Raw genomic sequence first — 26,197 nt, 5'->3', positions numbered from 1 at the left:
TCACACACATGATTGACACCATAGACGGCGCGGAAATCACCGGCGTCATCCTCGCTGGCGGACGCGGCTCACGCATGGGCGGTGCCGACAAGGGCCTGCAAAATTTCAACGGCGTGCCGCTGGCGCTGCATACGCTGCTGCGCCTCTCGCCGCAGGTGGGCGAGGTGATGATCAACGCCAACCGCAACCTGGCCGCCTACGAGTCCTTTGGTGTGCCGGTCTGGCCCGATGCTGCCGGGCTGGGCGAATACTCGGGGCCGCTGGCCGGTTTTTTGACCGGGCTCGAGCGCTGCGAAACACCTTACCTGCTCACCGTTCCCTGCGACACGCCCTTGTTCAGCCCGGATCTGGTAGAGCGCCTGGCCCAGGCGATGGCGCGTGAAGACGCTGACATCGCCGTGGTGGCTGCCCCCGAAGAAGACGGTCAGCTGCGCCCGCAGCCGGTGTTTTGCCTGCTGCGTACCCGCCTGCTCGAAAGCCTGATGCTGTTCACCACCAGCGGCGGGCGCAAGATTGATGCGTGGACGGCGCAGCACAAAACCGTGCTGGTGCCTTTCAACCAGCCGGGCGACGATGCCCGCGCCTTCTTCAACGCCAACACACTGGCGGAACTGCATCAGCTCGAAGCCCTGCGTCCGTGAAGTCGATTGCCCAGATTGCCGCTGAACTGCAGGGCTACGACCCGCAGGCCTTGAGCACAACCGACGTGTTGCGATTCCTGTCGCAACTGGTGACGCCGGTGCAGGACACCGTGGCGCTGCCGCTGTTTGACGCGCTGGGCCGGGTTCTCGCCGCTGATGTGGTGTCACCGATTGATGTCCCACCCCACGACAACTCGGCCATGGACGGATACGCCTTTGACGGCGCGCAGCTTGCCAGCGGCGCCGCGTTGACTTTGCAAGTGGTCGGCACTGCCCTGGCCGGCAAGGCCTGGCAAGGCCAGGTGCAAGCCGGGCAATGCGTGAAGATCATGACCGGCGCCATCATGCCCTCCGGGCTGGACACTGTGGTGCCGCAGGAGTTTGTCACGGTTCAGGGGGATGTCATCACCCTGCCCCCCAAACTCTTGAGCCCGGGCGACAACCGCCGGCTGCGCGGCGAAGACTTGATGCGGGGACAGCCGGCGCTATTAAAAGGTGAGCTTCTCACACCCGCCCGACTTGGGCTGGCGGCCTCTTTGGGCCTTGAAACCCTGCCCACCCTGCGACCGCTGCGGGTGGCCTATTTTTCTACCGGCGATGAAATTTTGTCGCTGGGCGAGCCGCCACGCGAAGGCGCGGTGTACGACAGCAACCGCTACACCGTGTTCGGCATGCTCAGGCGCCTGGGCTGTGAGGTCATCGACATGGGTGTGGTGCGCGACGACCCGGCGCAGCTGGAAGCCGCCTTCCTGCGTGCTGCCGCGCAGGCCGACGCCATCATCACCTCGGGCGGTGTCAGTGTTGGTGAGGCCGACCACACCAAGGCCATGATGAAAAAACTCGGTGACGTGGCCTTCTGGAAAATTGCCATGCGCCCTGGCCGCCCCATGGCGGTGGGCCGGATTCTTCAAGCCAAATCGGCCTCCAGCCCTTTACAGACGGGCGCAATCAGCTCTCAACTTGATAGCAACAAGGATCACGCCATCCTCTTCGGCCTGCCCGGCAACCCGGTGGCGGTGATGGTGACCTTTTTGGCTTTTGTGCGCCCCGCCCTGCTGCAGATGATGGGCTGCAGCGCTGCGGCACCGCCCCTGCTGAAGGCCCGCAGCCAGGAGCCATTGCGCAAAAAACCAGGCCGCACCGAGTACCAGCGCGCCACCGTCAGCACGGGGCCAGACGGCAGCTTGCACGTCAAAACCACTGGCAACCAGGGCTCGGGTGTGCTGAGCTCCATGGCCCAGGCCAATGGCTTGATCGTGCTGCACCATGGCCAAGGCAACGTTGCAGTAGGCGAAGAAGTCGATGTGATGATGTTTGACGGCGCCCTATAGGGCGCTGCAGCAGCGGCTCAGACCGGCCGTAAATGGGTGGGTGCATCCAGGTCGCCCATCTCCTGCTTGAAGCGGATGTGGGCTTCGTCCATGGCCACCATGGCGTCATCGACCGCTTTGTCATCGGGCGTGTCCATACTCAGAAAGCGCATGTAGTCGGCGCGTGCTTCGTCGTAATCAGCCAGTGCCAACAGGGCTTTGGTAGACAGTACTGTCATTTTTTATATCTCGGGTTGGACGACCCCGGGCTCGTCAGGATGTGCAGGTGCGGGCATGGGTCCCAAGTCTGGCTCAACCGGCAAGGCGGCCGGCGCAGGCTCCGGTTTTTCCCCAGGCGGTGTTGCAGGGCCGTCTTCCGGACGGGTTTGGCGATGGGAAGCCATGGCTTAAAACGAGCCCAGCAAAAATTCTGCCGGTACCCCGCTGACAAGCGCCGCAGCCGCTGCCACGCTGAGCGATACCGACGAGCAGTACACCAGCAGGCCCTTGACCACCGGCAGCCAGCGTTCGGCCCCTGATAGTGGCTGACCGGAGACGTGGGATTCAGGGCGGTGTGTGGCTGCAGACATGAAGCTATCTTGCGCCACGCTGCGACAACTGACGATCAGGCAATGGTGTGGGATGGTGTCAGCTTTTGCCGACAGCGCATGGAGGCAAGCCTACAACTTTGGAATACGCAGTGTTTTGCTGAGCATCAAGGTGCCCGACAACACAAACAGCAAGGCCAGCGGATGCAGGGCCCACGGCCCCACCTGCCAGACGCCTCCGTACAGCTGCTCGCCCAGCCGCCCCTGCCAGGCGGCGACCGCCAGCAAGCCGGTCAGCAGCACGCTGGTCGGTATCGGTGTGCCCTCAAAATAGGCAACTTTGTCGGCACCGGCGGACAGGGTTTCCGCAGTCACGTTGTAGCGCGCCAGGCGGCTCACGCCGCAGCAGACAAAATAGATCAGCGCCACCCAGTCCCAGCCACCACGCATGCCGGCCGCAAAAGCCAGGGCAGCAGGCGCCATGCCAAAAGAGATGATGTCAGCCAGTGAGTCAAGCTCACGGCCCAGCGCCGAGTGCTGGTTGCGCCAACGCGCCACACGACCGTCCAGCACATCAAAAATAAATGCGGCTGGCGCCATGGCAGCGGCCGCGTAAAAAAGGCCAATCCGGCCTTCTATTGCAAACAGCATCGCAAAAAAAACACCCGCCACACCGCAGCCGGCATTACACAGGGTCAGAAAATCTGCGAGGTGAAAGCCCCGCAGCATCGAGAAATGTTTGGGTTTGTCGGCCACAGTGGTTTTGATGTCAGGCGAGTGCGCGGCAAAGCGGCACCCGCCCTGGCTCAGGTCTTATTTTTGCGGAACCGGCATCAGGATCACAGGAGCGTCGGTTTTTGGTTCAATCCGCACCGATGTGGCGCCTGCGGGCACCACCACCGTCTCGACTTCACGAACTACGCCACCGCCGGCCACACTGCCGCTGGTGTTGCCATAACCCATCACACGGGCTTCGCAGGCAGCGCGGTCTTGCCCGGCCAGCGCCTCGCAGCGCATGCGCGCATTGGCCTCAAACTGCGCACCATTGTTGTCCAGCTTGCCACTGCGTTTTGCTGCGGCGGCATTGGTGGCTTCGCGCAGGCAGGTGGCCTGGTCCTGCTGGGTGCGCCCGCTCATGCAGGCTGCACGCTCCTGCTGGGTGTTGCCTGATGCATCGATGCCTGTGGTGCCCACCGCCGTGATGGGGGTTTGCGCCAAAGCCGCACCGGCGGCACACAGCAGACCCACGCCAGCCAGAGAAATCCTTGACTTGAGCGAGGCGAAAGTGCGGCGGGTGGAAGAACGCGTTGAGCTTGTAGGGAACGAGACCATGGAATGACTCCTTGACTTTTAAAACCCCAGTCTAGAAAGTCATCGCACGGTGGGCTGAGGGACTTCGCGCCCCCTGGCCGCCGCTTGCACCCTGAATGCCTGTAGGACAGGTCTTTCAGGAGAGTTTGGCCGGCCTGCTCTCTTGCTGCATGGTGAAGGAGTCTTCCCACTGGGCGGCGAACCGGTCTTTTGAGTCGCGGGTCATGAAAGAACCCGTGCCGTCCGGGTTGAAACCTGCGCCACGCGCAGCGTCCTGGGGTTCGGTTTCTGCGGCCCGCTTGTCCTTGAGTTCTTTCATCGCCTGGTCCTTGGCGGCGCGCACCTTCTCGCTGGAGAACTCATCCAGCGCTGCATGAAAGCTGCTGTCGCCGCCGCGCGTGGCCTGTGATTCAACCGCCGGGATCAGCGCCTCACCCAAAAATGCGGTGCGCATCGCCCCGGCAGACGGCAGGCTATTGCTCCGCACGGTGGTGTAGCCAATGCCGCACTCCAGCAACAGCTCTTCCTTCATTTCGCGCTGGCCGCGCGTCAGCCCGCGTTTGCCTGGCACGTCCACACAGCCCACCACCTTGCCGTCCAGGGTGCAGACCGAAAACGTGCAATACACCCCTTCCAGCAGCTGGTGCCAGTGCTGGTCCTTGTTTTCAGGCAGATGGCGGGTACTGGGAATGGTGAAACGCATCACCGGCACCTTGACCATCACCGCATGGTCTGAAAATGCGGCGCGCAGCCACTTCCAGACCTCTTTTTCTTCGCTGTTCACCAGAGCGCGGGCATTGAGCAGCCAGCGCGCCGGCAAGCGCAGTTTGTTTGAAGCCCCGCGGCGTACCCAGCCCCAATGCAGACCGGCCCCGAGCGCCGCGCCCAGCAGAACACCCACCAGGGTCATCAACCATATCGATGGGCTCACGTTATCTCCTCTTGGTAGCGGGTTGGCGGGGCGGCAGATTGGCGGCAAGGCGCCAGCCACAGCCCAGCATAAGTCACAAGGCCCTGCGGGTCAAAACATGTGTTGCCTGACAGCTACCCATCAGCCAGCGCAAGCGCAACACAAAGTAACCGAGGCCGCGGCAAGGCGCCCGCGTAGGGCCGCCGCTCAGTCGGCCTTCAGCAAAAACTGCATGGCGGTGCCGCCCAGCTCCAGCACATCGTTGTGCTCCAGCGGCGTCCCATCGGCACTGACCGGTTTGCCGTTGAGTGTGGGTACCGTGCTGCCCGTCATGTGCGCCACAAAATAACCATGGCGCCGGTGCGACACCGCTACCAGGCTCTCCTCGGGTTTGCCAAATGTGGTGACTGCCTTCACAACCGGCACCTCCAGCCCCGACGACGAGCCCGACAGCACCTTGAAGCTGGCGTGTTGTGCCGCGCTGCTGCTGGCGGCGTGCGCATCCAGCTTCATCGCCGCTGTTGCGTGGTAACCCGAGTCTTCGGACGCCGACAGGTACTGCACCCTGAAGTTGCCGATGGCAATCACGTCGTTGTCGCGCAGCCGCTGGCGCGCCTTGATCATCTTGCCGTTGATGTAGGTGCCGTTGGTGCTGCCCAGGTCTTCAACGTACACATCGGCCAGGCCCACCAGTTCAAACACGCAGTGGTCACCGCTGACCACCGGGTTGTTGAAGACAATGTCGTTCTGCGCCCGCCGGCCCAGGGTGGTGCGGTCCTTGACCAGATAGACATGCTTGATCTCGACGCCTTCGACCGATGCAATGAGTTGTGGCATGGTGCCTCCCGGCTGTGTCCTGCCGCAGGGCGGGCCTGCCCGGCAGCGAAGAAATCATGGTAATCCTCCGGCGGCGCAGACACAAGCCCGGCCTGCGCAGGCTTATGCGGCCTTGCCGCCCGCCTGCTTCACCGTCCAGCCCTGTTTTTGCAACAGCGCCATGACGGTCGCCAGGTGTTCGCCCTGCACCTCAATCACGCCGTCCTTGACGGTACCGCCGCTGCCGCAGGCCGCCTTGAGTTGTTTGCCCAGCAGCGTCAGCGCAGCGGCGTCCAGCGCCAGCCCGCGAATCACCGTCACGCTTTTACCGCCCCGGCCTTTGGTCTCGCAGAGTACCCGCACAATCCCGTCGGTGGCACCCGTGGGCTTGGCCTGCCGGCAGACACATTGGGCGATTGGCCGGCGGCAGGCCGGGCACATGCGGCCCGCGTCGGTTGAATAGACAAGCCCGCCCGACATCTTTGCGCTTTTCATCCGCAAGCCTTTTCCTGTTGATTCCAATGTGCATGATCGGCCGTCGCAAACCACGCCGGATCATATAGCGGCAGACGTGGCCGAAATTCATCCAGCCCATGCAGGACTGCCCCTACGCAAGCGATGTCAGGAACGCACGGGATTTCACGGTGCTTCCTTTTCTTGAACGGAAGCTGGCCCAGACGAAGCAACGCGCACGTGAAGGGCCAGCAGGTGATACGACAGGGCTTTGCCGTGCATGTCGAGGTTGAGCGAATCGTTGACGCCGCCATCGAGCACGTCGTCCAGTACAAAGTTCATCGCACCCAGCTTGGGCAACAGAAAACGCCGCACCCGGCTTGGCTTGCGGTGGGCGAAGTGTTGGGCCACGCGCTCTTCAGTCGCTTGTTCGACCAGCAAGTCATAGTCTTGCGGCCGGTAAGCCACCAGGCTGATGTTGGCGCGGTTGCCCTTGTCGCCAGTGCGGGCGTGGGCCAGCTCATAAAGGGTTATGTCGCTCATGGTGTGCTCAGTGTGAAGTGGGCTGGAACCTGCTCGCGCGGGATCAGGCAGGAGCGGGTGGACAGGCGCTGGCGTTTGGCCACACGCACGCCGCCGCCGCCGGCAGGCCCGCCCGTCCACAGGCAGGTCAGCTCGCGCAGCAGCCGGTCAATGACGGCCAGGTCTTCATGCTGGCCCGCCACGCGCAAGCGCACATCCAGACTCTCGCCGGCCGCCGTTGCGCCCAGCATGCGGCCCGAATCGTCGGCCAGGATGCTGGAGACACCAATCAAGTCAAACCGCATGGTCAGCAAATGCCCCATGCGCTTGCGCATGATGTCCATGGCCAGCCGGGCGCGGGCCTCGGCGTTGCGGCCGGCATAAGAAATCTCGCCCTCGCCAAACCAGCCGCCGTCAAAAAACACGTTGGCCTTGAGGGTGCCGGTGCGCGGGTGCCCGCGCACGCCTGACAGGCGCACACGATCCGGCCCCACTTGCACCACGGTGGCCTCGGTGATGTCGGCCACCACGTCGGGTGTGATGTAGGCGGCAGGGTCGTGCAGCTCGTACAGCAGCTGCTCCTTGACGGTGCGCTCGTCCACCAAACCGCCGGTGCGCGATGCCTTGCCGACGATGCAACTGCCGTCGAAGGCGATCTCTGCGATTGGAAAACCCACGTCTTCCAGGCCCGGCACGTCCTTCATGCCGGGGTCGGCAAAGTAGCCGCCTGAGACCTGCGCCCCGCATTCGAGCAGATGGCCAGCCATGGTGGCGCCGGCCAGGGCGTCCCAATCATCGGCGCGCCATCCAAAATGGGCCATCGCCGGCCCCACGGTCAGGGAAGGGTCAGCCACCCGGCCGGTCACCACAATTTGTGCACCGCCTCGAATGGCGTCGGCGATTTCCTGCGCGCCCTGGTAGGCGTTGGCGCAGACAAAACGCGCCGCGTCAAAGTCGCCGCCCAGGTGGTCGCGCAGCATCGGCCATGCGCTTTCACCCGACAAGTCGTCGCCCTTGACCACCGCAATGCGCGGCTTGGCCAGGCCCAGCTCAGCGGCCAGCTTTTCGATGACGCGCGCCGCCCCCTCCGGGTTGGCCGCGCCGAAGTTGCCAACGATGGTGATGCCGTGCTTCAGGCAGTCGGCCAGCACCGGGCGAAGCTCCAGCTCAAGCAGCGGTTCATAACCCAACTGCGGGTTGGCCCGCTTGGCCAACTGCTGGGTGGCCAGCGTGCGTTCGGCCAGGTTCTCGAAGATCAGCGCGCAGGGGCCGCCGCGCTCTATCAAAGTGCGAACCACCGGCGCACCGGCATCCGTCCGGTCCCCCGAGAAACCGGCTGCACAGCCGATGGCGATGGTCTGAATGTTTTTGTCCATCAGGCGAATATCGCGCGATTGCTTATGTATGTAAATTGGATTTATTGGAATAACCATGCTGGATTGCCAATGAATCTTTCGGGCCGGTCAATCGACGCCTTTCTGGCGCTGCAGACCTCCCCCGCAATCCATGCTGGCGGTCAAAAGGTGGTAGGTCAACCAACATCGATGCCGGGTCAGGCCCGGCATGATAGTGAGGCAACCAGGCGCTAGGTCAGCAACAGCTTCATGCCGGGGTCGCCCTTGGCCATGGCGGCGATATAGGCCGGGCGTTGCGCGATGCGCGCCAGATAAGCCAGCAGCCTCGGGTACGGGCTGAAGTCCCAGGGCTGGAAGTAACGCATGGTGGTCAGCGTGAACATGTTCATGATGTCCGCCGCGGTGAATGTACTACCTGCAAAGTACGGCACCTCGCCCAGCCGCGCCTCAACCATCGCCAGGGCCCGCGTGACCCTTTCTTGCGCAGACAGCGTTGCCGGGTGCCCCTTGGCCGCCTCAATGCGGCCCAGCACCATGTTGCGCCCCATGTGCGGCTGCAGGTTGCCATTGGGAAAGTGAAACCAGTACAGGTAGTTGCCAAAATCAGGGTTATCAGGCGCCAGCGCCAGCCGGCCGCCGCCATGCCTGGCAATGATGTATTGCACGATGGCGCCAGATTCGGCAATCTGCACATCGCCATCGGTCATCACCGGAGCGGTGCCGGCCGGGTGCAGCGCCCGCAGCTCGGGCGGCGCCAGCCGCGTGACCGGGTCACGGGTGTAATGTTTCAGCTCGTAATTGATGCCCAGCTCTTCACAAAGCCAGACAACACGTTCAGATTGGGAGACGCCCAGATGGTGGATGGTCAGCATGGCCCCAGTTTACCCAGTGCAGGCTTGCCGGGTTGCCCCATGGTGCCGCTGGGCTTTGGCCTGCGTCGGTTGCCTGCCGGCCGCTTCCGGGGCAAGATAAGCGTCGATGTTCTTCCAGTCGCCCCACTACCTCTGGCTGATGCTGGCATTGCCCCTGCTGCCGCTGGCCTACCTCTGGCTGCTGCGGCGCCGGGGCAAGCTGGCCGTACGTTACAGCAGCTTGGGCGCCGTTCGCGCCGCAACCGCCGGGCGCCAGTGGCGGCAACACGTGCCGCCCGCCCTGCTGTTGCTGGCCGTAGCCGGCTTGCTGCTGGCCACGGCGCGCCCCATGGCGCGGGTGCCGCTGCCCTGGGCGCGTACCACCATCGTCCTGGCGATGGATGTGTCGCTCAGCATGCGCGTCAGCGACGTCCAGCCCACCCGCATGGTGGCCGCACAAGAGGCCGCCAAGCTCTTTTTGCAAGACCTGCCCAGAAAGATTGAAGTCGCACTCGTCACCTTTGCAGGCAGCACCCAGGTGGCGCATGCCGCAACGCTGGACCGCCCCGCATTGGTCGCGGCGATCGACGGCTTTCAGATGCAGCGGGGCACCGCCGTCGGCAGCGCCATCGTGACCAGCCTGGCCGAGCTGTTCCCTGACCACGGCATCAACCTGGAAGAGTTGACCTACGGCAGCAAGCCACGCGGCAAGAGCCTGGACGACAAAGACAAGCCACCACCCCAGCCGCTCACACCGGTGGCGCCGGGCTCGTACAACGCTGCCGCCATCATCCTGCTCACCGATGGGCGCCGCACCACGGGCGTTGACACCCTGGAAGCAGCCAAAATGGCCGCCGACCGCGGCGTGCGCATCCACGTCATCGGCCTGGGCAGCGTGGGCGACTCAAGCGCCATGCCCGAAGGCATGGCCATCTACCTGCAACTGGACGAACCCACCCTGCGCGAGGTGGCCCGCATGACCGGCGGCGAGTACCACCAGGCGGGCACGGCAGAAGCGCTGCGCAGCGTTTACGAAAACCTGGGCTCGCGGGTGCAGGTGCAGACGCGAGAGACCGAGGTCACGGCCTTGCTGGCTTTATTGGCGGCGGGGCTTGCGTTGGCGGCGGGGGGCCTGTCGCTGCTCTGGTTTCGGCGGGTTGTTTGAGCGGCTCGCCTTTATCCAGGCAGCTTCTTGAACCCCTATACCTCGAGCTCAAGACCGCATTTGATGCGGACGAAATCAACTTCGTTCAGGAAGACATTCTCAGATTACAGATTTTTGAGAAGAGTCCCGGTCTTATCGCCAAGCCTCCAGGTCGCAAGTTCTCCTGTAGATGCGTAATCAACCTTTTTGTAGAGTTGCAGATACTCGTTTCCATGTGTGGTTAGCCCATTGATCGTCGGAACCATCAGAATCCTATCGATCGGCTTCTTTCCATCGGCGTACCCAATCTCCCACGGACACCATTTAGAAGCCATTGAGTTGGCTGTGGCTAAAAAAAGAAAGTATTCTGCATTCAATATGTTCTGCTGAATCTTCTGAGCTGTTTCCCGGTTGGTGACTTCCGGCATTGACGCGTCATCCCAGTCAATATAAAGAGTCCAGCCCGCATCATTGAGCAACCGTTCCAAGCCCTTCGCGAGTTCGGCATCTTTGTGACTATGGCAGAGGAACGCGGTCTTTATGCCGCGGCTCACAGCCTCGTTTATATTTCTTGCCGTAACAGGCCTTCCCTTTTGGGCCGCGGACCTAAGGGTGTCAACATTTATTGGCATATTTCTCTCTCTTTGTTTGTAAGTTCCTCAGTTTGAATTTCTAATTTTGATTGCTTCCTCGACTGCATTGGCTAGATGCGTTTCAATCCAGGCATACCGAGCTTTACTATCAACCCCGGCCGGGTCGTAGCACTTCACGATGGAGGAGAGTTTCTCAGAATTCGTACCGTAGTGAACGTAGTCAAATGGGTTATCGCCCTTAGTGGAAGTTTGCTGGTCAAAATTTTTGAGTCCGTGGATGCGAATTCCTACGACGCCCATACCTTTGTTCCAAGACTTCGCTATCTCTTCGTTGATCCATTTACGATTAGCGGTCTCGGCACCGACGAGGACAATAGTGCAAGAACAACCCTTCATTTGTTCGTCAATCCATTTGTGTATCGCTGCATCTCCTCCACCAACAACAGTTTCCCAGTCATTGTCGCGAGCAGGCTTATTCCCCTCGATTGAGCCGATCTGCCTAACTTGTGAAGCACGAACACAATCGGGAACGTAATGAAAGCTATAAAAGCAATTCCTAGTCATACAAATTTCCTTTGAAGTTTTGGAGCCGACTATTTACTGATTTGTCGAACAATAGAAACCAGTTTTTCTACTATTTGCTGGCTCGGCAAGCCCGGGGCCGCTATCTCCCTGACCAATGGGAAAATCCAATGCGTATCGCCGTAGTAGGCGGCGGGATCCTTCTCAATTAGCGTGAATATCTCTCTAGCCATATAGCCTGTAGCGCCAACAGGAATTGGAATTAAACCTTTCTCTATCGCGATGTCAAACTCGCGTTTCACCCCATCAGCATTGATGATCTGTCCATCAGAGCCCTTTTTGTTGCCGAACAAGAAAATTGCGATTCCTGCGAGCGACATCATGCGATGGCGGTATTCGTGCCATAAGGATGGCAAATCCTGATTTTTCGTCGCGAACTGAGGGAATGGCCGAATCACTAGCTGATCTTCCGAGAATTTTTCCGGGGAGCTATACACGGCCTCCAGAGCGCCGTTTATAACCGCACTACCAATGCCCCATCCAAACCCGTTCACAACACGCATACTTGAGGAAACCAGCTGCCTACTCAAATCGTGGACGAAGTCTTGCGCCTCCCCCCGCTCCCATTCTCCAAACTCCTCCGCACTGCCCGATACAAAAACCGTTTTCTTGCGATAGCGACCTTCAATCTCTTTCAGGATATTCGGTATGTCTGCATAGTCCTCAACTAGCAGTGCTTTGATGCGATATCTCTTAAGATCATCAACTCTCAATTTCTGTTTTCGAATCTTGTATGCCAGCATCTCCACTGGATCACTTTTACTGCCCGACTCTTTCTTCATAAAACAATAGTGTTGACGGACTGGACTGGTTACGTGAAGCCTACTCAACACATAGTCCAAATTGGGGTCGGTAAAACTGAATCCAATAAACAAGAACGTTTTTGAAATCAGATCCCCACTTAGCGCGGTTATGAATGCAGCGTGAGTGTGAAAGTACTGCTCGTATTGGTGCTTGGACAAAACTGCTTGCCCGGGATCTGTCACATCACCGTGCATCTTGTAGACGACTACATCTCTTTTGGGTCTCGTATTGGCTAACTGCGAGACGCTGTGCTTGACGTCAGTGATCTTGTACGCACGCTTGAGAGACTCCTCCAAGAGTGAGTCATAGTTTGTAGTCCAGAACGTAGATATGGGTAGCCGAGCTAATATCTCGTGGCTACTAGAGGGTTCAGCTTGATGCGAAAATTCTTCCAGAACTTTTTTCGCTATTCCAGCATTACTTCCACGATGGTTGACGTGGTATTGAGCTAAAGAAATCAGATCGTGCTCTTTGTCGACTTCTAACCCCAACTCTTCCGCGATATCGCGGAGCAATTCTGTCCACTCGACATATCCTGAACTTTTTGACAACCCAGCACCCGCAAATACGGCTGCGTTGTTCTCCAGCAAATCTTTAACGAAGTCTTTTATGAATGCTTCGATATCGTGGTCAAATTTCATTCTTTCTCCAAACTTTGGGCCAACTTTTCTCATGACTTTCTTGGCATTGGTGCAATATATGGCGGGCAGAGAAATACGTCTCCCTCTAAATAGATGAGAGACAGAAGATCACCGTAAGAACGGCCTCAGGCGTGACGGCAGAGATAAGAAGCTCAAAGTTTTCTTGAGCTACCGAGAAGCACCGACGTGGCGATGCGGCTATTTGCCGGCTAACTTCGCCGCCGCTTCAACCCACGCGGAAAAATGTGTACGGCCATCATCATCGTTCCAGTCGTGGACGGGGACGGCGTTCTCAGATGAGAAAACACGCGAAAGAAGATCATTCCCGGGAATTAAACCAGCAAAAGGATTTGGGCCTTCCCAGTCGGTACAACCATGCTGATCTTTAATCTGGTTAATTCGTACACCAAAGATGGCTTTCCCTAGTTCGCGGCTACGAGAAATTTCATACTGAACATGCTTGCGCTCGGCGGTCCTATTACCGATGAGCACACAGGTTACCGAAGCTCCCAATAGCTGTCGGTCAATCCAATTTTGAATAGCAACGGTACTTTTCAGCTTAATTTTTTCGATATCGGCGTGGTCGTAGTAGCCGGCCTTTAGTCCCCCACCAACTGTCAACCATGAATTGCGAACGACATTGGCTCGCCATATATCCCGCTCCCAGTGGAAACTAAAGAATACTCTTCGAGTCATATGGCGAATGGCAATTCGTGCCAATGGCATTTTTTTGAATTAGTGAGTCCGTTCAAACTTAAAGCGCCTTGCCAAGCCGCCCCACACCTTCCTCAATCTTCCCCACATCCGCGGTGGCAAAACTCAGCCTGAAGGTAGCCATATTCGGATTCCCCGCATAAAACGGCGCTCCGGGCACAAACGCCACACCCTGCTCAATCGCCTTCTTGGCAAACTCACCAGCGTCTTTGGTTTTGCCGCCCGCACCGGTGAGGCGGGCCCAGAAGAACAAACCACCTTGCGGCTGCGTAAATTCCACCGCATCACCCAGCTCGCGCTTGAGTGCTGCGCCCATGGCCAGGGCGCGCTCGCCGTACACCTTGCGCACATTGGCCAGGGTGGCGGGCATACGACCGGCTTTGAGGTATTGCGCGGCGGTTGCCTGGGCAAAGGTGCTGGTGTGTGCGTCGCTGAACTGTTTGCACATGGTGGCCTTGGCCAGCAGCTCGGCGGGGCCAATCATCCAGCCTACGCGCAGGCCGGGGCTTAACACTTTGCTCATGCTGCCGCAGTGGGCAATCAGCTCGCGACTGCCGGGCACGTCTTTACTCAGGCTCAGGATGCTGGGCGGTGGCGCGGCATTGAAGTACAGGTCGCCATACGGGTCGTCTTCCACCACCAGGGTCTGGTACTTCACCGCCAGCTCAAGCACTTTCTTGCGCCGCTCCAGGCTCAGCATGGCGCCGCTGGGGTTGCCGAAGGTGGGTATCAAATAGACAAACTTGGGCTTGTGCTCGGCAATCAGTTTTTCCAGCTCGTCGGTCTTGACGCCGTTGGCATCAATCGGCGCGCTGATCAGTTCTGCGCCGTACAGCCTGAAGCACTGGATGGTGGCCAGAAAGGTCGGGCCTTCGACAATCACCTTGTCGCCGGGGCTGATCATGGTTTTGCCCAGCAAATCAAGCGCCTGCTGGCTGCCGGTGGTGACGATCAGGCCATCCGCTGCTACGTCCACCCCCCTGGTGCCCATAAAGGCGGCCAGCTGTTCACGCAGCGGGTTGTAACCTTCGGTGGCGCCGTATTGCAGCGCGGCGCCGGGTTCTTCAGCCAGGGCCTTGTTGGCGGCCTCTTTGATGCCCTCGACATCAAACATGGCGCTGTCGGGGAAGCCGCCCGCAAAGCTGATGATGCCGGGCTTGCCCAGCAGTTTGAATAACTCGCGGATGGCAGAGGTTTCTACGTTGTTCAGGCGGTCGGCAAATTGCAAAGGCATGGCGGTCTCTCTTTCTGCTGAGCATTGTCGCCAATTTGCGCGCAGCTTTCCTGCGTGGCGGGCGTTGGCGGCAGAATAGCGCCTGAACCCCGTCCTGGCATCCACTTTATTTGAGGCGACCCCATGATCGAGCAGCACATAGACATCCCCAGCGCCGATGGCGCGATGAATACCTTTGTCGTCTACCCCGAAGAAGGCGGGCCGCACCCGGTGGTGCTGTTTTACATGGACGCACCCGGCAAGCGTGAAGAGTTGCACGACATGGCGCGGCGCCTGGCGGCTGTCGGTTATTACGTGGTGCTGCCCAACCTGTATTACCGCCGCTCGCGCGACTTCTGGCTGACCGAGCGCACAGACGCGCTGATGGCCGTGATGTTTGAACACATGAACTCACTCACCAACGCCATGGTGGTGAGCGACACCGAAGCCATGCTGCGTTTTATAGATGCCCAACCGCAGGCCGACGCCAGCCGCGTCGGTGCGGTGGGCTACTGCATGAGCGGGCCGTTTGTGATGGCCGCCGCCGCTGCCCTGCCCACACGTATCAGCAGCATTGCCAGCATTCACGGCGCCAACCTGGTGACCGACAAGGACGATTCCCCACACCTGATGGCGCCCAAAATTGGCTGCGAAAGCTACTTTGCCTGCGCCGAGACCGACCGCTGGGCCCCGGCCGAGATTGTGCAAACGCTGCAAGAGGCGCTGGTGGCCGGCGGTACACCACACCGCATTGAGTGGTACCCGGGCACCGAGCACGGCTTTGTCTTCCCCAGGCGCACGGGCATTTACCACCAGGCGGCGGCCGAGCGGCACTGGGAGCGGCTGTTTGACCTGTTCCGCCGAACGCTGCAGAACAATTCAAGGGGCGGCGCATGAACATTGTGAATGTCCACCAGCGGCGGCTGGAGGCCACGCCAGCGCAAGTGGCCGAGCTGATGGCCTCGCTGGGATCGCCGGCCGACAAGCTGTGGCCAGCCAACTGGCCACGCATGAAGTTTGACCGTCCGCTGGCGCCGGGCGCCGTGGGCGGGCATGGGCCCATCGGCTACGTGGTGACGGACTACACCCCTGGCGAATCCATACGCTTCCGGTTTACCGAGCCCAAGGGGTTTGACGGCTGGCACAGTTTCAGCGTGCTGGACGCCACCGAAGAAGACTGCTTTCTGGAGCACCGCATTGAAATGCAGACCGAAGGCCGCGCCACGCTGCTCTGGGAACTGGCGATTCGGCATCTGCACAACGCCCTGGTGGAAGACGCGTTGTCGCAGGCGCAACGGGCTGTGGGCAACAAGCCACTGGTCGTACCCTGGCCGGCCAAAGTACGGGTGTTGCGCTGGCTGCTGGGCGTTGGCAAGTCCAAGCGATCAAGCCCGAGCTGAAGTCCAGAACCTGCGTCCAGCGCAGCGGGCCAATTCGCCCGACGGGCAGTTGATCACAAATAGCAACCGAATTACTCCTTAAAGATAGTAATTGGACTTAACTACTTTAAAGTAGTAAATTCAAACAACTACTTTTGAGGCGTATCCATGCAATACCCCGTTGACAACCCCCAACAGCTACGCACCATCCTGCGCTCATTGCGTCAAGCACGAGGCCTGACCCAGACACAGCTGGGTGAGCGGCTGGGCGTCACGCAAAAACGTATTGCGCGCATTGAGGCCGCGCCAGAGGTAACCGCCTTCGACCAGATTTCACGCATGGTCACGGCCATGGGCTACAGCCTGGTGATTGACGAGCCTTCGGCCCACCGCGTGGCCGAACCGGGGCCTGACACATGGTGACTTTTCGCCGCCCGCGTACCAACCCGCAACATAGCGTGCTTGGGGTATGGGCCAATGGTGAACGTGTGGGCACCTGGTCTGTGGTGGACGGCGAGCATCGCTTCCAATATGACGAAAGCTGGCCCGCATCGCCGGCTGCGCGCTGGCTATCGCTTTCCTTGCCGTTCACGCCAGACAATCTTCCCCATCGTGGAGAAGTCGTTCGTAACTTTTTCGACAACCTGCTGCCAGACAACGACTCCATCCGGCGGCGTCTGCGGGACAAGTTCACTACAGGCAGTATCGATACCTTTGATCTGCTGGCAGCCATCGGGCGCGACTGCGTCGGGTCTGTACAACTGCTTGCGCCTGGCATGACTCCCGAGGGTTTTGACCGCATTGATTACATGCCGCGGGACGAGACGCAGGTAGAGCAGGCCATCAACCACGCCGTCACCGGCGGACGGGTGGTGGGGCAGGAATTGACGGATGCCCTGCGTATCTCCATAGCTGGCGCACAGGAAAAAACTGCCCTGCTCTGGCACCAAGGCCAGTGGTGCAGGCCGGTGGGTGCAACACCGACCACGCATATTTTCAAGCTGCCGCTGGGCCTTGTTGGAAACATGCGCGCCGACATGAGCGACTCTGTGGAGAACGAGTGGTTGTGCGCCCAGATACTGGCGCAGCTGGGTCTGCCAGTGGCCGACTCCGAAATGGCTCGTTTCGGCCAGCGCAAGGTATTGGTGGTAGAGCGCTTTGACCGGGCGCTTCAGCACCCGCAAGATCGCGCACCCTGGATTGCACGCCTCGCGCAGGAAGACTTCTGCCAGGCGCTTGGCGTTGCCGGCGAGCGAAAGTATGAAAACGAAGGCGGACCGGGCATACGCGCCATTCTTCGCCAGCTGGACAACAGCCGCCGTGCCGATCAAGACAAATTGGCCTTCGTCAAGGCGCAACTCGCCTTCTGGCTCATGGCCGCCACCGACGGCCATGCCAAAAACTTTTCGATCTTTCTGGAACGCGGTGGCGGCTACCGCATGACGCCGCTGTACGACGTGTTGTCGGTCTGGCCCATCATGGGCACGGGGCCGAATCAGGTGCATCCGCGCCGGGCCAAGCTGGCCATGGCCATTCGGTCCAATTTGGGAAGCAAAAACACCCATTCCCACCTGCACGAGATCCGTACCCGCCACTGGCAACTGCTGGCGCAGCAAAGCGGCGTGCCCGACGCCTTTGACCACATGGTGGCGATGGTGTTACTGGTACCCGACGCGCTGGAGCGGGTAGCGGCGCAATTGCCAGCAGGTTTTCCGCAACGGGTTTTCAAAACCATACGCGCTGGCATGTTGGCGCAGGCTGATCAATTTATTGCAGAGCTTCCATGAAAACAGAATCAATAGCCCCCTTCTTTGCCACGCTGAAAGCTGCCAACCCGCTGCCGGTGACCGAGCTGGAATACACCAGCGTGTTTGAGCTGCTGACCGCCGTGCTGCTGAGCGCGCAGGCGACCGACGTGAGTGTGAATAAGGCCACGCGCAAGCTGTTTGTGGTGGCCAACACGCCGCAGAAAATTCTGGATCTCGGCCTGGAAGGGCTGGAGGGCTGCATCAAGACCATAGGCCTGTACCGCAGCAAGGCCAGGCACCTGATGGAAACCTGCCGCATGTTGGTAGACCAACACGGCAGCGTGGTGCCGCGCAGCCGCGAGGCGCTGGAGGCCCTGCCCGGCGTGGGCCGCAAGACCGCCAATGTGGTGCTCAACTCAGCCTTCGGCGAAGCCACGATGGCGGTAGACACCCACATCTTCCGCCTGGGCAACCGTACCGGGCTGGCGCCCGGCAAGACACCGCTGGAAGTGGAACTGAAGCTGCTCAAACGCATTCCGCCCGAGTACATCGTGGACGCGCACCATTGGCTGATCCTGCACGGGCGGTACGTATGTGTGGCGCGCAAACCGATGTGCTGGCAATGCGCGGTGGCGCCGTGGTGCGATTACGCGCCCAAGACGCCGTTGCCTGCGTGAGCCTTGCCGGCATTGCGGGCTGCAACCGCAACCGCAACCCATGCCCACATGCCCACATGCCCACCGGGCGCCAGGCCGCTCCTGAATTGATAGCTGCTCACGCAGGCCACCAAGGGGCTAGAGGCACTTTTTACCTTCAGCCCCAATGCAAACCGCCGCCCGGCGGGCGGCGGTCAGTATCTGGTTGACAAACGCAGTGCCGTCAGAACAGCAGGTTGGGCAAGAACATGGTGATGGCCGGCACGTAAGTGATGATCATCAGGAACAGCAACAACACCAGCGTCCACGGCAGGGCCGCACGTGCCACCCCCATGATGGACATTTTGGTAATGCCCGCCGTGACAAAGAGGTTCAGCCCTATGGGTGGCGTCACCATGCCTATCTCCAGGTTCACCACCATGATGATGCCAAGGTGAACCGGGTCGATGCCCAGGCGTGAAGCGATGGGAAACAGGATGGGCGCCATGATCAGAATGATGCCGGTAGGCTCCATGAACATGCCGGCAACCAGCAGCAGGATGTTGACCACCACCAGGAATTGCCAGGCGGGCATGCCCCAGCCAATGATGGTTTCGGCAATGGTCTGCGGAATGCGCTCGGTGGTCAGCACGTGCGCAAACAGCAGAGCGTTGGCCACGATGAACATCAGCATGATGGTGACCTTGCCGGAGTCCAGCAACACCTTGGGCACCTGCTTCATGCCGATGTCGCGGTAGACAAACACGGCAATGAAAAATGCGTAGATGGCGGCAACGGCTGCAGCTTCCGTCGGGGTGAAAATGCCCCCGTAAATGCCGCCCAGAATGATGACGATCAGCAGCAGGCCCCACAGCGAATCGCGGCCCGACTTGAGCACTTCAACCAGAGTCGCCCGCGGCTGGCGCGGCAGGTCCAGCATGCGCGCCCGGATATAGATCGCCACCATCAGCATCAGGCCGAGCATCAAGCCGGGAATAACCCCGGCCATGAACAGCTTGCCGACCGACGTTTCGGTCGCCGCGCCGTACACCACCATCACGATGGACGGTGGAATCAGGATGCCCAGCGTGCCCGCATTGCAGATGACACCGGCAGCGAAGTTCTGCGGGTAGCCCGCCTTGACCATGCCGGCAATCACGATGGCGCCGACCGCCACCACCGTGGCTGGCGACGAGCCCGACACGGCGGCAAACAGCATGCAGGCCAGCACCGACGCCATGGCCAGGCCACCGCGCAAGTGGCCGATGCAGGCATTGGCAAAACGGATCATGCGGCGGGCCACGCCGCCGGTCGTCATGAAGTTGCCGCCAAGAATGAAGAAAGGAATGGCCAGCAGCGTGTAGAGCTCTGAGGTTTCGAACAGCTTGAGCGTGAGCGACGCCAGCGAGTCCTGTGCGAACATCAAAATGGTCAGGATGGACGACAGGCCCAGCGCCACCGCAACAGGCAGGCCCAACGCCATGAAGACAAACAGCAGGATAAAAAGTGCGGCAATGGTCATTTGCGGGCTTCGCCGAAAGAAGGCTCGTCGTGGAGTTTGAGCGCGTCCTTGGCCTCGTCACCCAGCAAATGGGCATCCTCGCCACGGGCCAGTCGCCACAACACCTGGGCGAAACGGAAGGCCAACAGCAGGAAGCCCAGCGGCAACACCACACGCGGTATCCAGCTCTGGATGGGGATGTCCTGCATCAGGATGCCGACGCTGTAAATCTTGTGTACATACTGCACACCGCCGACAACAACAATCAGTGCGTAGGCAATACAGAGCGAGGCGGCGACCGATTCGACGATGCGGGCAGAGCGTGGCCCCAGCGCCTTGACCGCGGCATCAACGCCGATATGGGCGCCAACACGCACACCGTAAGACATGCCGATAAAAATCAGCCACGCAAACATGACCCCGGTGAGCTCAAGTGCCCAGACGAAGCTGTAGTTGAAAACGTAACGCGCAATCACCTGCATGAAGGTGACCAGCGTCATTGCAGCCATGAGGAAGGTGATGAGACCTTCCTCGAGATGTTCTAACCAGCGCATAGATGGAAAAAGGACCCGTTGTGCGGGCCCTTCCTTGTTGTTGCGTATTACTTGTTGGCCTTCTGCGCGCCGTCGATCAGGTCACGCCCAATATCGCCCTCGAATTTCTTCCAGACGGGCTCCATGGTTTTGCGCCAGGAGGCCACATCGTCCTTGGAAAGCTTCTGGATCTTGGCTTTGCCTGCGTCGGTGATTTTCTTGCGGTCGGCTTCGTTGATGTCAGAGGCCAGCTTGTTGGCGTGGGCGGTTGCTTCAGTCATGGCTTCGGACAAGCCCTTGCGGACGTCGGCCGGCAGGCCTTCCCACCATTTGACATTGGTGACCACCATGTAGTCGATCACGCCGTGGTTGGTCTCGGCAATCGTCTTTTGCACCTCATGGAACTTCTGCGAGTAGATGTTGGACCACGTGTTCTCCTGACCATCCACCACGCCGGTCTGCAGCGCCTGGTAAACCTCGGCAAAGGCCATTTTTTGCGGATTGGCGCCGAGGGCGCGGAACTGCGCCTCAAGCACGTCAGAGGCCTGGATACGGAACTTCAGGCCCTTGACGTCTTCAGGACGCGTCAGTTTGTCCTTGTTGGTAGACAACTGCTTCATGCCGTTGTGCCAGTAACCCAGGCCGAGCAGCCCGCGAGCCTTCATTGACTCAAGCAGGGCCTTGCCTTGTGGGCCGGACTGGAAACGGTCCACCGCGTCGATGTCGTCAAACAGGAAAGGCAGGTCAAACACCTGGATCTTCTTGGTGTAACGATCGAACTTGGAGAGCGATGGGGCGATGAACTGCACGTCGCCGAGCAGCAGGGCTTCAAGCTCCTTGGCGTCGCCAAACAACTGCGAGCTAGGGAACACCTGCACCTGGACTTTGCCTGGCAGCTTTTTCTCGGCGAGCTCCTTGAATTTCAGCGCGCCCTGCCCTTTGGGTGTCTGCTCGGCCACGACATGGCTGAACTTGATCACGATGGGCGACTGGGCTTGCGCCATGCCGGAAAGCGCGAGGCAAGCAGCAAGCAGTGCGCTGCTGAGCAGTGTGCGTTTGCGGAAGGTAGTGGGTGTATGCATTGATTTGTCTCCTGTCTGGGGGTGAAAAGAAAAAGATATCTGGCGAGGAGGCCAGCAGCTACGCGGCGGTCCCGGAGGGGCGGGCCATTGCAGCAGGGACGATCTCTCATGGTACGGCGAGACGCCTGTTGGCGAATGCGTGGTTCTACGCTCGTACAAACCCCATGAACGCGTGGACCCATGTGTATGTTAATGTAAGTTGCATCATTGGCCGGCCTGGATCATCACGCGCTGCGCGAGCCGCAGCACCGGCGCATCCACCATGCGGCCATCCAGCGTAAAAACGCCCCCATCCGAACGCTGCGCGGCGTCGAGAACCCGCGTCGCCCAGTCCAGTTCTGCCGTTGTCGGCGCCAGCGCGGCGTGCACCACCGAAATTTGAGACGGATGAATACACAACTTGGCGCCAAAGCCGCTGCGCCGGCTGCGCGCGGCGTCCTGCTGCAACTGGGCGGTGTCGCTACTGCCCGGTGTCACGCCGTCAACCGGCGCAGGCAGGCCGGCACGGCGCGAGGCCAGCACCAGCGCCAGACGCACCGGCTGCAACTCGGCTTCGTCAGGCCCGCAGGCCATGCCGAGATCGGCCTGAAAATCCAGGTTGCCAAACGCCAGGCGCGTGACACCGGCGCAGGCCGCCAGCACATCGAGTGCGGCCAGGCCTGCGGCCGATTCGATCAAGGGCAGCACCGCACAGCCAGCGCCAACACGGGCCGCAACTTGCACCACATCGGCCACGGCTTCCGCCTTGGGCAACACCACGCCACCGAGGTCGAGCCTGGACAGCAATTCAACCAGTGCAAGGTCGTCCGCGTGCCAGGCGGTGCCGGCAGCGTTGATGCGCACAAGCACACGCGGTCTCACCGCCGCTTCGAGGGCGTTGAACCCGTTGGCCAGTTGCTGGCGGGCCTGCACCTTGGCATCGGGCGCGACCGCGTCCTCCAGGTCGATGATCACGGCGCTGGCCCCTGAAGCCAGTGCCTTGGCATAACGCTCGGGCCGGTTCGCCGGCACAAACAAAAAGGTGCGTGCAGATGCAATGGTTGTCATGCGGCACCTGACAGCAGCGGCCCGACTTTGGGCTTTTGCGCGATGGCCCACAGCGCGTTGATCGCTTGCGTCATCTCGTCTTCACTGGCGCCGCCGCTGAAGGCCGCCAGACGTTGCGCCTTGGCGGTGATCTCGTCGCGGCTCAAGGTGTTACCGGGGTCGCCCTTGGGTTCGTCCACCCTTCCCTGCAGAATGCGGCCGTCGGCGGTGGTGACCGTGACCTTGCCGATCCAGCGGCGCGGGTAGGCGGTATCGACCTCGGTGTCGAGTTCCATCACCACCTTGTCGCGCAGCGCGACAGTGAGCTCTTCCTGAAAGTGTTTGTCAAACTCGACCAGGCCGGCGTGACCGAAGCGTGCGACCAGGCCCAGCACCGTGCCCATCGAGAACTTGCTCTGGTGCACGGTGGCCGGGTTGACAACCGGGCCGAGCACGTCGATCGCGCCCTGATGCACATGGGTGACCACGCGTGCGATGTCGGCGGGTTGGAGGCTGTGGGCCTGCATCACCTGCAGCAACGCGTCGGCCGCCGGGTGCGTGTGGCGGCATGAGGCGTGGTATTTGAAGGAGGTCTCGACCGTGGCCCAGCGCGTGCCCAGCGCATCGGTCAACTTCGCGGGGTCTGCGTCGCTGGACATGCCTGCGGCCATGCCCTGCGGGCCTTCGAGGATTTGCGCAGCGCCCGTGAAACCCTTTTGTGCGAGGCAGGCGGACATCAAGCCCGCCGCCGCCGCGTGCGCTGTATGCAATTGCTTGGAGTCGGCGGCGGTGCGCAAAAACTCCCACAGCCCCGCCGACTGCGTTCCGGCCGACCCGAAAGCATGCTGCATTTGCGCGGCATTCAGGCCCAGCAGACTGCCGGCCGCAGCGGCCGCAGCCAGCGTGCCGCCGGTGCCGGTGGTGTGAAAGACCTTGTAATGCGAGCGGCCCAGGAACTCCCCAACACGGATGCCGACTTCGTAGCCGGCCACGACGGCGGTCAGCAGTTGCCGCCCGCTGCTGCCCAGGGTTTGCGCCATCGCCAGTGCCGCCGGAAACACCACCGTGGCCGGATGGAACACCGAGCCGTTGTGCACGTCGTCCTGCTCGGCCACATGCGAGGCCGCAGCGTTGGCCATGGCCGCGAAATAGGCACTGCTGCGGCTGCGGTTGATCAGCACCTCGGCCGCACCGTTGGCCGGCCCCATGCTGGCGGCGAAATTTGTGATGGTCTCGACCGGGCGCGAACCTTTGCCTGCAACTGCCGAGCCGAACCAGTCCACCAGCAGGTCTTCGGTTTTGGCAATGACGGAAGCGGGAATGTCTTCAAACTTCAGGTTCGCGGCGAACGCGGCAAGCTGGGCGGTGGGGCTGGCGGAGGTGGTTTTCATGCTGTGGCTCAGTCTTTCAAGTGAAATCATTGTTTTGCCCATATGCGGTGTGCGCTATCAGCTATCAATTAAATAGCACCCGCTTGCTGCAGGGCAGCGATGCCGGCCTCGCCCTGCCCCAGTTCGCGCAGGATGGCGCGGGTGTGCTGGCCGACGGCGGGAATCGGGTCCATGCGGTAGTCAAAACTGTTGATGCGGCCCGGCGGCAACAGTGCGGGAATGTTTCCGGTCGGCGTGGCCACGTCGTGCCAGCGCCCGCGCGCCTTGAGCTGTGGATGCGCCCAAAGCCCGGCCATGTCGTTCATGCGGGCGTTGGCAATCTGCGCTTCGTCAAGCTTGCTGCTGACCTGCGCGGTGGTCATACCGCCAAAGGCCTGCAGGATGATGGCCTTGAGCGCATCACGGTGTTCATTGCGGCGGGAATTGCTGTCGAACCGTGGATCAGCCGCAAGCGCCGGCTGCGCCAGCACCACCTCGCAGAAGACCAGCCACTCGCGCTCGTTCTGCAGACCCAGCATGACGGTGCCGCCGTCTCCGGCCGCAAACGGGCCGTAAGGATAAATCGTGGCGTGCGAGGCAGCACTGCGCGGCGGCGGCGTGGCCCCTTCATAGGCGTAATACATGGGGTAACCCATCCACTCGGCAAGCGACTCCAGCATGGACACGTCGATGTGGGAACCCTTGCCTGTCTTGCCGCGTTGCAGCAGTGCGGCCAATACGCTGCTGTAGGCATACATGCCTGCCGCGATGTCGGCAATGGAGTTGCCGGCCTTGCTCGGGTCGTCCGGTGTGCCGGTCACCGACAGGAAGCCGGCCTCGCTCTGGATCAGCAGGTCATAGGCTTTCTTGTCGCGATACGGACCGTCGTCCCCGTAACCCGAGATGTCGCAGACGATCAGCTTCGGCAGCGTCTTGCTCAGCTCGGCAAAGCCCAGGCCCATGCGCGCCGCCGCACCGGGCGCGAGGTTCTGCACCAGCACATCAGCAGTTTCCAGCAGCTGCCTGAGCACCGCCAGCGCGGCCGGTTGTTTCAAGTCCAGCGTCAGGCTTTCTTTCGACCGGTTGACCCAGACAAAGTGTGAAGCCATGCCATCGACCCGCTGGTCATACGCCCGCGCAAAATCGCCAACGCCGGGCCGCTCGACTTTGATGACCCGCGCGCCCAGGTCGGCGAGCTGGCGTGTGCAGAAGGGGGCGGCGATGGCGTGTTCGAGGGAGATGACGGTGATGCCGTCAAGGGGTCTTGGTTGGTTTTTCATTGATCGTCCGTTCGGGCATGGATTGCCCAAGCTGCGGCTTTGAGATACCGGCGCTGGTCTGCCAACAAGCCGGGGGTTGCCCGGCGGCAACTCACTTTTCTTTTGCGTCGCCAAAAGAAAAGTAAGCAAAAGAAAAGGCGACCCGATGGTCCGGGTCCCCTGCGCTGTGCTCCGGGGCAGCCTGCGGTGCTCGCCGAAAACGGGGTCGAGCTCGAACTCGCTGCGCTCAAACAATCGCTCGCCCTGATCCGTTTTCGGCTGCGCTCCTCGGCCCGGCCCGACGGGTGGGGCGCAGAAATACCAATCCCAATTCGGGGAGGCGAGGACGCGCTTTGCGCGTCCTCGCCGGAACCCGATTGCTGACCCGAGTCCGGACCCGATCCCGACTCCATCTTCACTACCCTTCTGTATGCGCCGAGGAGCGGAGGTCCAGCCGGATCAGGGCGAGCGATTGTCTGAGCCAAAGGCGAGTTCGAGCTCGACCCCGGCTGGAACGAGCACCGCAGGTTGCCCGTAGCGAAGCGAAGGGACGCAGACAGCAGGGTCGCCTTTTCTTTGCTTACTTTCTTTTGGCGAAGCAAAAGAAAGTAAGTTGCCGCCGGGCAACCCCCGGCCAACAGGCGCACACCAACTACCAGCCATCGAAGCTGCCAGAGATGGACCCCCGACCCGTCCGCGACACCCGTCCCGCCCCAACCGCTACCATACGCCCCATGCTCCACAAGCCCCGCATCCTGGTGATCGAAGACGAGTCCGGCATTGCCGACACGATCCAGTATGTGCTGGCCACAGACGGCTTCGCGCCCGTCTGGTGCGCCACCGCCCAGCAGGCCCTGCAGGAGTTTGCGGCGGAGCCGCCGGCACTCGCCATCCTCGACGTCGGCCTGCCCGACCTCAACGGGTTTGAACTGTTCAAGCGCCTGCACGCCCTGCCCGGCGGCGCCAGCGTGCCCATGCTCTTCCTGACGGCGCGCAGCGACGAGATCGACCGCGTCGTCGGCCTCGAACTCGGTGCCGACGACTATATTGCCAAACCCTTCTCGCCACGGGAACTCGTGGCCCGGGTGCGCGGCATCCTGCGCCGAACGGTGCGTGCGCCTTCTGCCAGTCCGCAGGAATCTGCCCCGGCGGCCACACAGTCCGTGTTCATGCTCGACGAAGAGCGCCGCCAGATCCGCTTCTACGGCCGGGTGCTGGATCTGTCGCGTTATGAATACGGCATCCTGCGATTGCTG

General features: G+C 61.0%; 30 protein-coding genes. 9 read left to right on the top strand and 21 right to left on the bottom strand.

The annotated features are described in order from the left end of the window. Nucleotides 1–8: 8 nt before the first annotated feature. Both mobA and glp read left to right on the top strand, forming a co-directional pair. Nucleotides 9–641: a molybdenum cofactor guanylyltransferase MobA gene (gene mobA, locus Q8L50_RS18750; protein ID WP_305350152.1), complete on the top strand. Its 633-nt coding sequence runs from the start codon at nt 9–11 to the stop codon at nt 639–641. Next, on the top strand, nt 638–1,972 hold the full coding sequence (glp, locus tag Q8L50_RS18745; protein WP_305350151.1) for a gephyrin-like molybdotransferase Glp: 1,335 nt from the start codon (nt 638–640) through the stop codon (nt 1,970–1,972). The genes mobA and glp overlap by 4 nt, the downstream gene beginning before the upstream one ends. A gap of 17 nt (nt 1,973–1,989) precedes the next feature. Here the strand turns inward: glp and Q8L50_RS18740 are convergent, their stop codons facing one another. The 10 genes from Q8L50_RS18740 to Q8L50_RS18695 all read right to left on the bottom strand — a co-directional run bounded on the left by Q8L50_RS18740 (nt 1,990) and on the right by Q8L50_RS18695 (nt 8,738). Then, the gene (locus Q8L50_RS18740; RefSeq protein WP_305350150.1) at nt 1,990–2,190 is read right to left on the bottom strand and encodes a hypothetical protein; all 201 of its coding nucleotides are present in this window, start codon (nt 2,188–2,190) and stop codon (nt 1,990–1,992) included. A 168-nt stretch (nt 2,191–2,358) separates the two neighbouring features. Beyond that, the gene (locus Q8L50_RS18735; protein ID WP_305350149.1) at nt 2,359–2,541 is read right to left on the bottom strand and encodes a hypothetical protein; all 183 of its coding nucleotides are present in this window, start codon (nt 2,539–2,541) and stop codon (nt 2,359–2,361) included. Between the two features lie 90 nt (nt 2,542–2,631). Further along, nucleotides 2,632–3,228, bottom strand: coding sequence for a phosphatidylcholine/phosphatidylserine synthase (locus Q8L50_RS18730; RefSeq protein ID WP_305350163.1), 597 nt, complete (start codon nt 3,226–3,228; stop codon nt 2,632–2,634). Nucleotides 3,229–3,312: 84 nt separating this feature from the next. Next, nucleotides 3,313–3,831 carry a hypothetical protein gene (locus Q8L50_RS18725; RefSeq protein ID WP_305350148.1) on the bottom strand — a complete coding sequence of 173 codons (519 nt, stop codon included), beginning with the start codon at nt 3,829–3,831 and terminating at the stop codon, nt 3,313–3,315. Between the two features lie 115 nt (nt 3,832–3,946). Next, nucleotides 3,947–4,741 carry a DUF2726 domain-containing protein gene (locus Q8L50_RS18720; RefSeq protein ID WP_305350147.1) on the bottom strand — a complete coding sequence of 265 codons (795 nt, stop codon included), beginning with the start codon at nt 4,739–4,741 and terminating at the stop codon, nt 3,947–3,949. A gap of 186 nt (nt 4,742–4,927) precedes the next feature. Then, nucleotides 4,928–5,557, bottom strand: a complete 630-nt coding sequence (locus Q8L50_RS18715; RefSeq protein ID WP_305350146.1) for an FHA domain-containing protein — start codon at nt 5,555–5,557, stop codon at nt 4,928–4,930. 102 nt (nt 5,558–5,659) lie between these two features. Continuing rightward, nucleotides 5,660–6,031, bottom strand: a complete 372-nt coding sequence (locus tag Q8L50_RS18710; protein ID WP_305350145.1) for a translation initiation factor Sui1 — start codon at nt 6,029–6,031, stop codon at nt 5,660–5,662. 144 nt (nt 6,032–6,175) lie between these two features. Further along, nucleotides 6,176–6,532, bottom strand: a complete 357-nt coding sequence (locus Q8L50_RS18705; protein ID WP_305350144.1) for a hypothetical protein — start codon at nt 6,530–6,532, stop codon at nt 6,176–6,178. Continuing rightward, on the bottom strand, nt 6,529–7,887 hold the full coding sequence (locus Q8L50_RS18700) for an acyclic terpene utilization AtuA family protein (RefSeq protein WP_305350143.1): 1,359 nt from the start codon (nt 7,885–7,887) through the stop codon (nt 6,529–6,531). Before Q8L50_RS18700 ends, Q8L50_RS18705 begins: the two co-directional genes overlap by 4 nt. 209 nt (nt 7,888–8,096) lie before the next feature. Beyond that, the gene (locus Q8L50_RS18695) at nt 8,097–8,738 is read right to left on the bottom strand and encodes a glutathione S-transferase family protein (protein WP_305350142.1); all 642 of its coding nucleotides are present in this window, start codon (nt 8,736–8,738) and stop codon (nt 8,097–8,099) included. A gap of 106 nt (nt 8,739–8,844) precedes the next feature. Between Q8L50_RS18695 and Q8L50_RS18690 the strand changes: the two genes are divergently transcribed. Then, nucleotides 8,845–9,882: a VWA domain-containing protein gene (locus Q8L50_RS18690; RefSeq protein ID WP_305350141.1), complete on the top strand. Its 1,038-nt coding sequence runs from the start codon at nt 8,845–8,847 to the stop codon at nt 9,880–9,882. Between the two features lie 104 nt (nt 9,883–9,986). Here Q8L50_RS18690 and Q8L50_RS18685 read toward each other — a convergent pair whose 3' ends face one another. The 5 genes from Q8L50_RS18685 to Q8L50_RS18665 form a co-directional block, all read right to left on the bottom strand. After that, nucleotides 9,987–10,493 carry a toll/interleukin-1 receptor domain-containing protein gene (locus Q8L50_RS18685; RefSeq protein ID WP_305350140.1) on the bottom strand — a complete coding sequence of 169 codons (507 nt, stop codon included), beginning with the start codon at nt 10,491–10,493 and terminating at the stop codon, nt 9,987–9,989. A gap of 27 nt (nt 10,494–10,520) precedes the next feature. Continuing rightward, nucleotides 10,521–11,018 (bottom strand): TIR domain-containing protein, encoded by a 498-nt coding sequence (locus tag Q8L50_RS18680; protein WP_305350139.1) that lies wholly within the window; start codon nt 11,016–11,018, stop codon nt 10,521–10,523. A 29-nt stretch (nt 11,019–11,047) separates the two neighbouring features. Continuing rightward, nucleotides 11,048–12,481 (bottom strand): SIR2 family protein, encoded by a 1,434-nt coding sequence (locus Q8L50_RS18675; RefSeq protein WP_305350138.1) that lies wholly within the window; start codon nt 12,479–12,481, stop codon nt 11,048–11,050. A gap of 198 nt (nt 12,482–12,679) precedes the next feature. Next, nucleotides 12,680–13,201 (bottom strand): TIR domain-containing protein, encoded by a 522-nt coding sequence (locus tag Q8L50_RS18670; RefSeq protein WP_305350137.1) that lies wholly within the window; start codon nt 13,199–13,201, stop codon nt 12,680–12,682. 34 nt (nt 13,202–13,235) lie between these two features. Continuing rightward, the gene (locus Q8L50_RS18665; protein WP_305350162.1) at nt 13,236–14,423 is read right to left on the bottom strand and encodes a PLP-dependent aminotransferase family protein; all 1,188 of its coding nucleotides are present in this window, start codon (nt 14,421–14,423) and stop codon (nt 13,236–13,238) included. Nucleotides 14,424–14,552: 129 nt separating this feature from the next. Here Q8L50_RS18665 and Q8L50_RS18660 point away from each other — a divergent pair, with 129 nt between their 5' ends. The 5 genes from Q8L50_RS18660 (at nt 14,553) to nth (ending at nt 18,212) form a co-directional block, all read left to right on the top strand. Next, the gene (locus tag Q8L50_RS18660; protein WP_305350136.1) at nt 14,553–15,305 is read left to right on the top strand and encodes a dienelactone hydrolase family protein; all 753 of its coding nucleotides are present in this window, start codon (nt 14,553–14,555) and stop codon (nt 15,303–15,305) included. Then, a complete protein-coding gene (locus tag Q8L50_RS18655) occupies nt 15,302–15,808 on the top strand; it encodes an SRPBCC family protein (protein WP_305350135.1) in 507 nt (168 codons plus the stop codon). Before Q8L50_RS18660 ends, Q8L50_RS18655 begins: the two co-directional genes overlap by 4 nt. A gap of 147 nt (nt 15,809–15,955) precedes the next feature. After that, the gene (locus Q8L50_RS18650) at nt 15,956–16,210 is read left to right on the top strand and encodes a helix-turn-helix transcriptional regulator (RefSeq protein ID WP_305350134.1); all 255 of its coding nucleotides are present in this window, start codon (nt 15,956–15,958) and stop codon (nt 16,208–16,210) included. Further along, entirely contained in the window at nt 16,204–17,574 is a 1,371-nt protein-coding gene (locus Q8L50_RS18645; RefSeq protein ID WP_305350133.1) for a type II toxin-antitoxin system HipA family toxin, read from the top strand. The genes Q8L50_RS18650 and Q8L50_RS18645 overlap by 7 nt, the downstream gene beginning before the upstream one ends. Further along, nucleotides 17,571–18,212 (top strand): endonuclease III, encoded by a 642-nt coding sequence (gene nth, locus Q8L50_RS18640; protein WP_305350132.1) that lies wholly within the window; start codon nt 17,571–17,573, stop codon nt 18,210–18,212. The genes Q8L50_RS18645 and nth overlap by 4 nt, the downstream gene beginning before the upstream one ends. A 202-nt stretch (nt 18,213–18,414) precedes the next feature. On the opposite strand, the gene Q8L50_RS18635 is transcribed toward nth, so the two are convergent. The 6 genes from Q8L50_RS18635 to Q8L50_RS18610 form a co-directional block, all read right to left on the bottom strand. Then, entirely contained in the window at nt 18,415–19,692 is a 1,278-nt protein-coding gene (locus Q8L50_RS18635; RefSeq protein ID WP_305350131.1) for a TRAP transporter large permease, read from the bottom strand. Continuing rightward, nucleotides 19,689–20,180: a TRAP transporter small permease gene (locus tag Q8L50_RS18630; protein WP_305350130.1), complete on the bottom strand. Its 492-nt coding sequence runs from the start codon at nt 20,178–20,180 to the stop codon at nt 19,689–19,691. The genes Q8L50_RS18635 and Q8L50_RS18630 overlap by 4 nt, the downstream gene beginning before the upstream one ends. Before the next feature lie 92 nt (nt 20,181–20,272). Then, entirely contained in the window at nt 20,273–21,286 is a 1,014-nt protein-coding gene (locus tag Q8L50_RS18625; protein ID WP_305350129.1) for a TRAP transporter substrate-binding protein, read from the bottom strand. 204 nt (nt 21,287–21,490) lie between these two features. Next, nucleotides 21,491–22,333 (bottom strand): CoA ester lyase, encoded by an 843-nt coding sequence (locus Q8L50_RS18620; protein ID WP_305350128.1) that lies wholly within the window; start codon nt 22,331–22,333, stop codon nt 21,491–21,493. After that, nucleotides 22,330–23,703, bottom strand: coding sequence for an MmgE/PrpD family protein (locus Q8L50_RS18615; RefSeq protein ID WP_305350127.1), 1,374 nt, complete (start codon nt 23,701–23,703; stop codon nt 22,330–22,332). The genes Q8L50_RS18620 and Q8L50_RS18615 overlap by 4 nt, the downstream gene beginning before the upstream one ends. Nucleotides 23,704–23,771: 68 nt before the next feature. Continuing rightward, on the bottom strand, nt 23,772–24,962 hold the full coding sequence (locus Q8L50_RS18610) for a CaiB/BaiF CoA-transferase family protein (protein ID WP_305350126.1): 1,191 nt from the start codon (nt 24,960–24,962) through the stop codon (nt 23,772–23,774). 713 nt (nt 24,963–25,675) lie between these two features. Here Q8L50_RS18610 and Q8L50_RS18605 point away from each other — a divergent pair. Continuing rightward, nucleotides 25,676–26,197: response regulator (locus Q8L50_RS18605; RefSeq protein WP_305350125.1), on the top strand; the 522-nt coding region annotated here is incomplete at its 3' end.

The sequence above is a fragment of the Polaromonas sp. genome (assembly GCF_030680935.1).
Taxonomy (GTDB): domain Bacteria; phylum Pseudomonadota; class Gammaproteobacteria; order Burkholderiales; family Burkholderiaceae_C; genus Polaromonas.
Note: the sequence above shows the minus strand (reverse complement) of the source record. Positions and strands in the feature narration are given on the sequence as shown.

Bases quoted from the DNA above. Each gene is read 5' to 3' on its own strand.
- Q8L50_RS18655 (WP_305350135.1), top strand. From the start codon at position 15,302: ATGAACATTGTGAATGTCCACCAGCGGCGGCTGGAGGCCACGCCAGCG.
- Q8L50_RS18710 (WP_305350145.1), bottom strand. From the start codon at position 6,031: ATGAAAAGCGCAAAGATGTCGGGCGGGCTTGTCTATTCAACCGACGCG.
- Q8L50_RS18620 (WP_305350128.1), bottom strand. From the start codon at position 22,333: ATGACAACCATTGCATCTGCACGCACCTTTTTGTTTGTGCCGGCGAAC.
- Q8L50_RS18650 (WP_305350134.1), top strand. From the start codon at position 15,956: ATGCAATACCCCGTTGACAACCCCCAACAGCTACGCACCATCCTGCGC.
- Q8L50_RS18725 (WP_305350148.1), bottom strand. From the start codon at position 3,831: ATGGTCTCGTTCCCTACAAGCTCAACGCGTTCTTCCACCCGCCGCACT.
- Q8L50_RS18685 (WP_305350140.1), bottom strand. From the start codon at position 10,493: ATGCCAATAAATGTTGACACCCTTAGGTCCGCGGCCCAAAAGGGAAGG.
- Q8L50_RS18730 (WP_305350163.1), bottom strand. From the start codon at position 3,228: ATGCTGCGGGGCTTTCACCTCGCAGATTTTCTGACCCTGTGTAATGCC.
- Q8L50_RS18705 (WP_305350144.1), bottom strand. From the start codon at position 6,532: ATGAGCGACATAACCCTTTATGAGCTGGCCCACGCCCGCACTGGCGAC.
- Q8L50_RS18680 (WP_305350139.1), bottom strand. From the start codon at position 11,018: ATGACTAGGAATTGCTTTTATAGCTTTCATTACGTTCCCGATTGTGTT.
- Q8L50_RS18610 (WP_305350126.1), bottom strand. From the start codon at position 24,962: ATGAAAAACCAACCAAGACCCCTTGACGGCATCACCGTCATCTCCCTC.
- Q8L50_RS18660 (WP_305350136.1), top strand. From the start codon at position 14,553: ATGATCGAGCAGCACATAGACATCCCCAGCGCCGATGGCGCGATGAAT.
- Q8L50_RS18715 (WP_305350146.1), bottom strand. From the start codon at position 5,557: ATGCCACAACTCATTGCATCGGTCGAAGGCGTCGAGATCAAGCATGTC.
- Q8L50_RS18700 (WP_305350143.1), bottom strand. From the start codon at position 7,887: ATGGACAAAAACATTCAGACCATCGCCATCGGCTGTGCAGCCGGTTTC.
- Q8L50_RS18675 (WP_305350138.1), bottom strand. From the start codon at position 12,481: ATGAAATTTGACCACGATATCGAAGCATTCATAAAAGACTTCGTTAAA.
- nth (WP_305350132.1), top strand. From the start codon at position 17,571: ATGAAAACAGAATCAATAGCCCCCTTCTTTGCCACGCTGAAAGCTGCC.
- Q8L50_RS18690 (WP_305350141.1), top strand. From the start codon at position 8,845: ATGTTCTTCCAGTCGCCCCACTACCTCTGGCTGATGCTGGCATTGCCC.
- Q8L50_RS18635 (WP_305350131.1), bottom strand. From the start codon at position 19,692: ATGACCATTGCCGCACTTTTTATCCTGCTGTTTGTCTTCATGGCGTTG.
- mobA (WP_305350152.1), top strand. From the start codon at position 9: ATGATTGACACCATAGACGGCGCGGAAATCACCGGCGTCATCCTCGCT.
- Q8L50_RS18740 (WP_305350150.1), bottom strand. From the start codon at position 2,190: ATGACAGTACTGTCTACCAAAGCCCTGTTGGCACTGGCTGATTACGAC.
- Q8L50_RS18625 (WP_305350129.1), bottom strand. From the start codon at position 21,286: ATGCATACACCCACTACCTTCCGCAAACGCACACTGCTCAGCAGCGCA.
- Q8L50_RS18630 (WP_305350130.1), bottom strand. From the start codon at position 20,180: ATGGCTGCAATGACGCTGGTCACCTTCATGCAGGTGATTGCGCGTTAC.
- Q8L50_RS18735 (WP_305350149.1), bottom strand. From the start codon at position 2,541: ATGTCTGCAGCCACACACCGCCCTGAATCCCACGTCTCCGGTCAGCCA.
- Q8L50_RS18695 (WP_305350142.1), bottom strand. From the start codon at position 8,738: ATGCTGACCATCCACCATCTGGGCGTCTCCCAATCTGAACGTGTTGTC.
- Q8L50_RS18645 (WP_305350133.1), top strand. From the start codon at position 16,204: ATGGTGACTTTTCGCCGCCCGCGTACCAACCCGCAACATAGCGTGCTT.
- Q8L50_RS18615 (WP_305350127.1), bottom strand. From the start codon at position 23,703: ATGAAAACCACCTCCGCCAGCCCCACCGCCCAGCTTGCCGCGTTCGCC.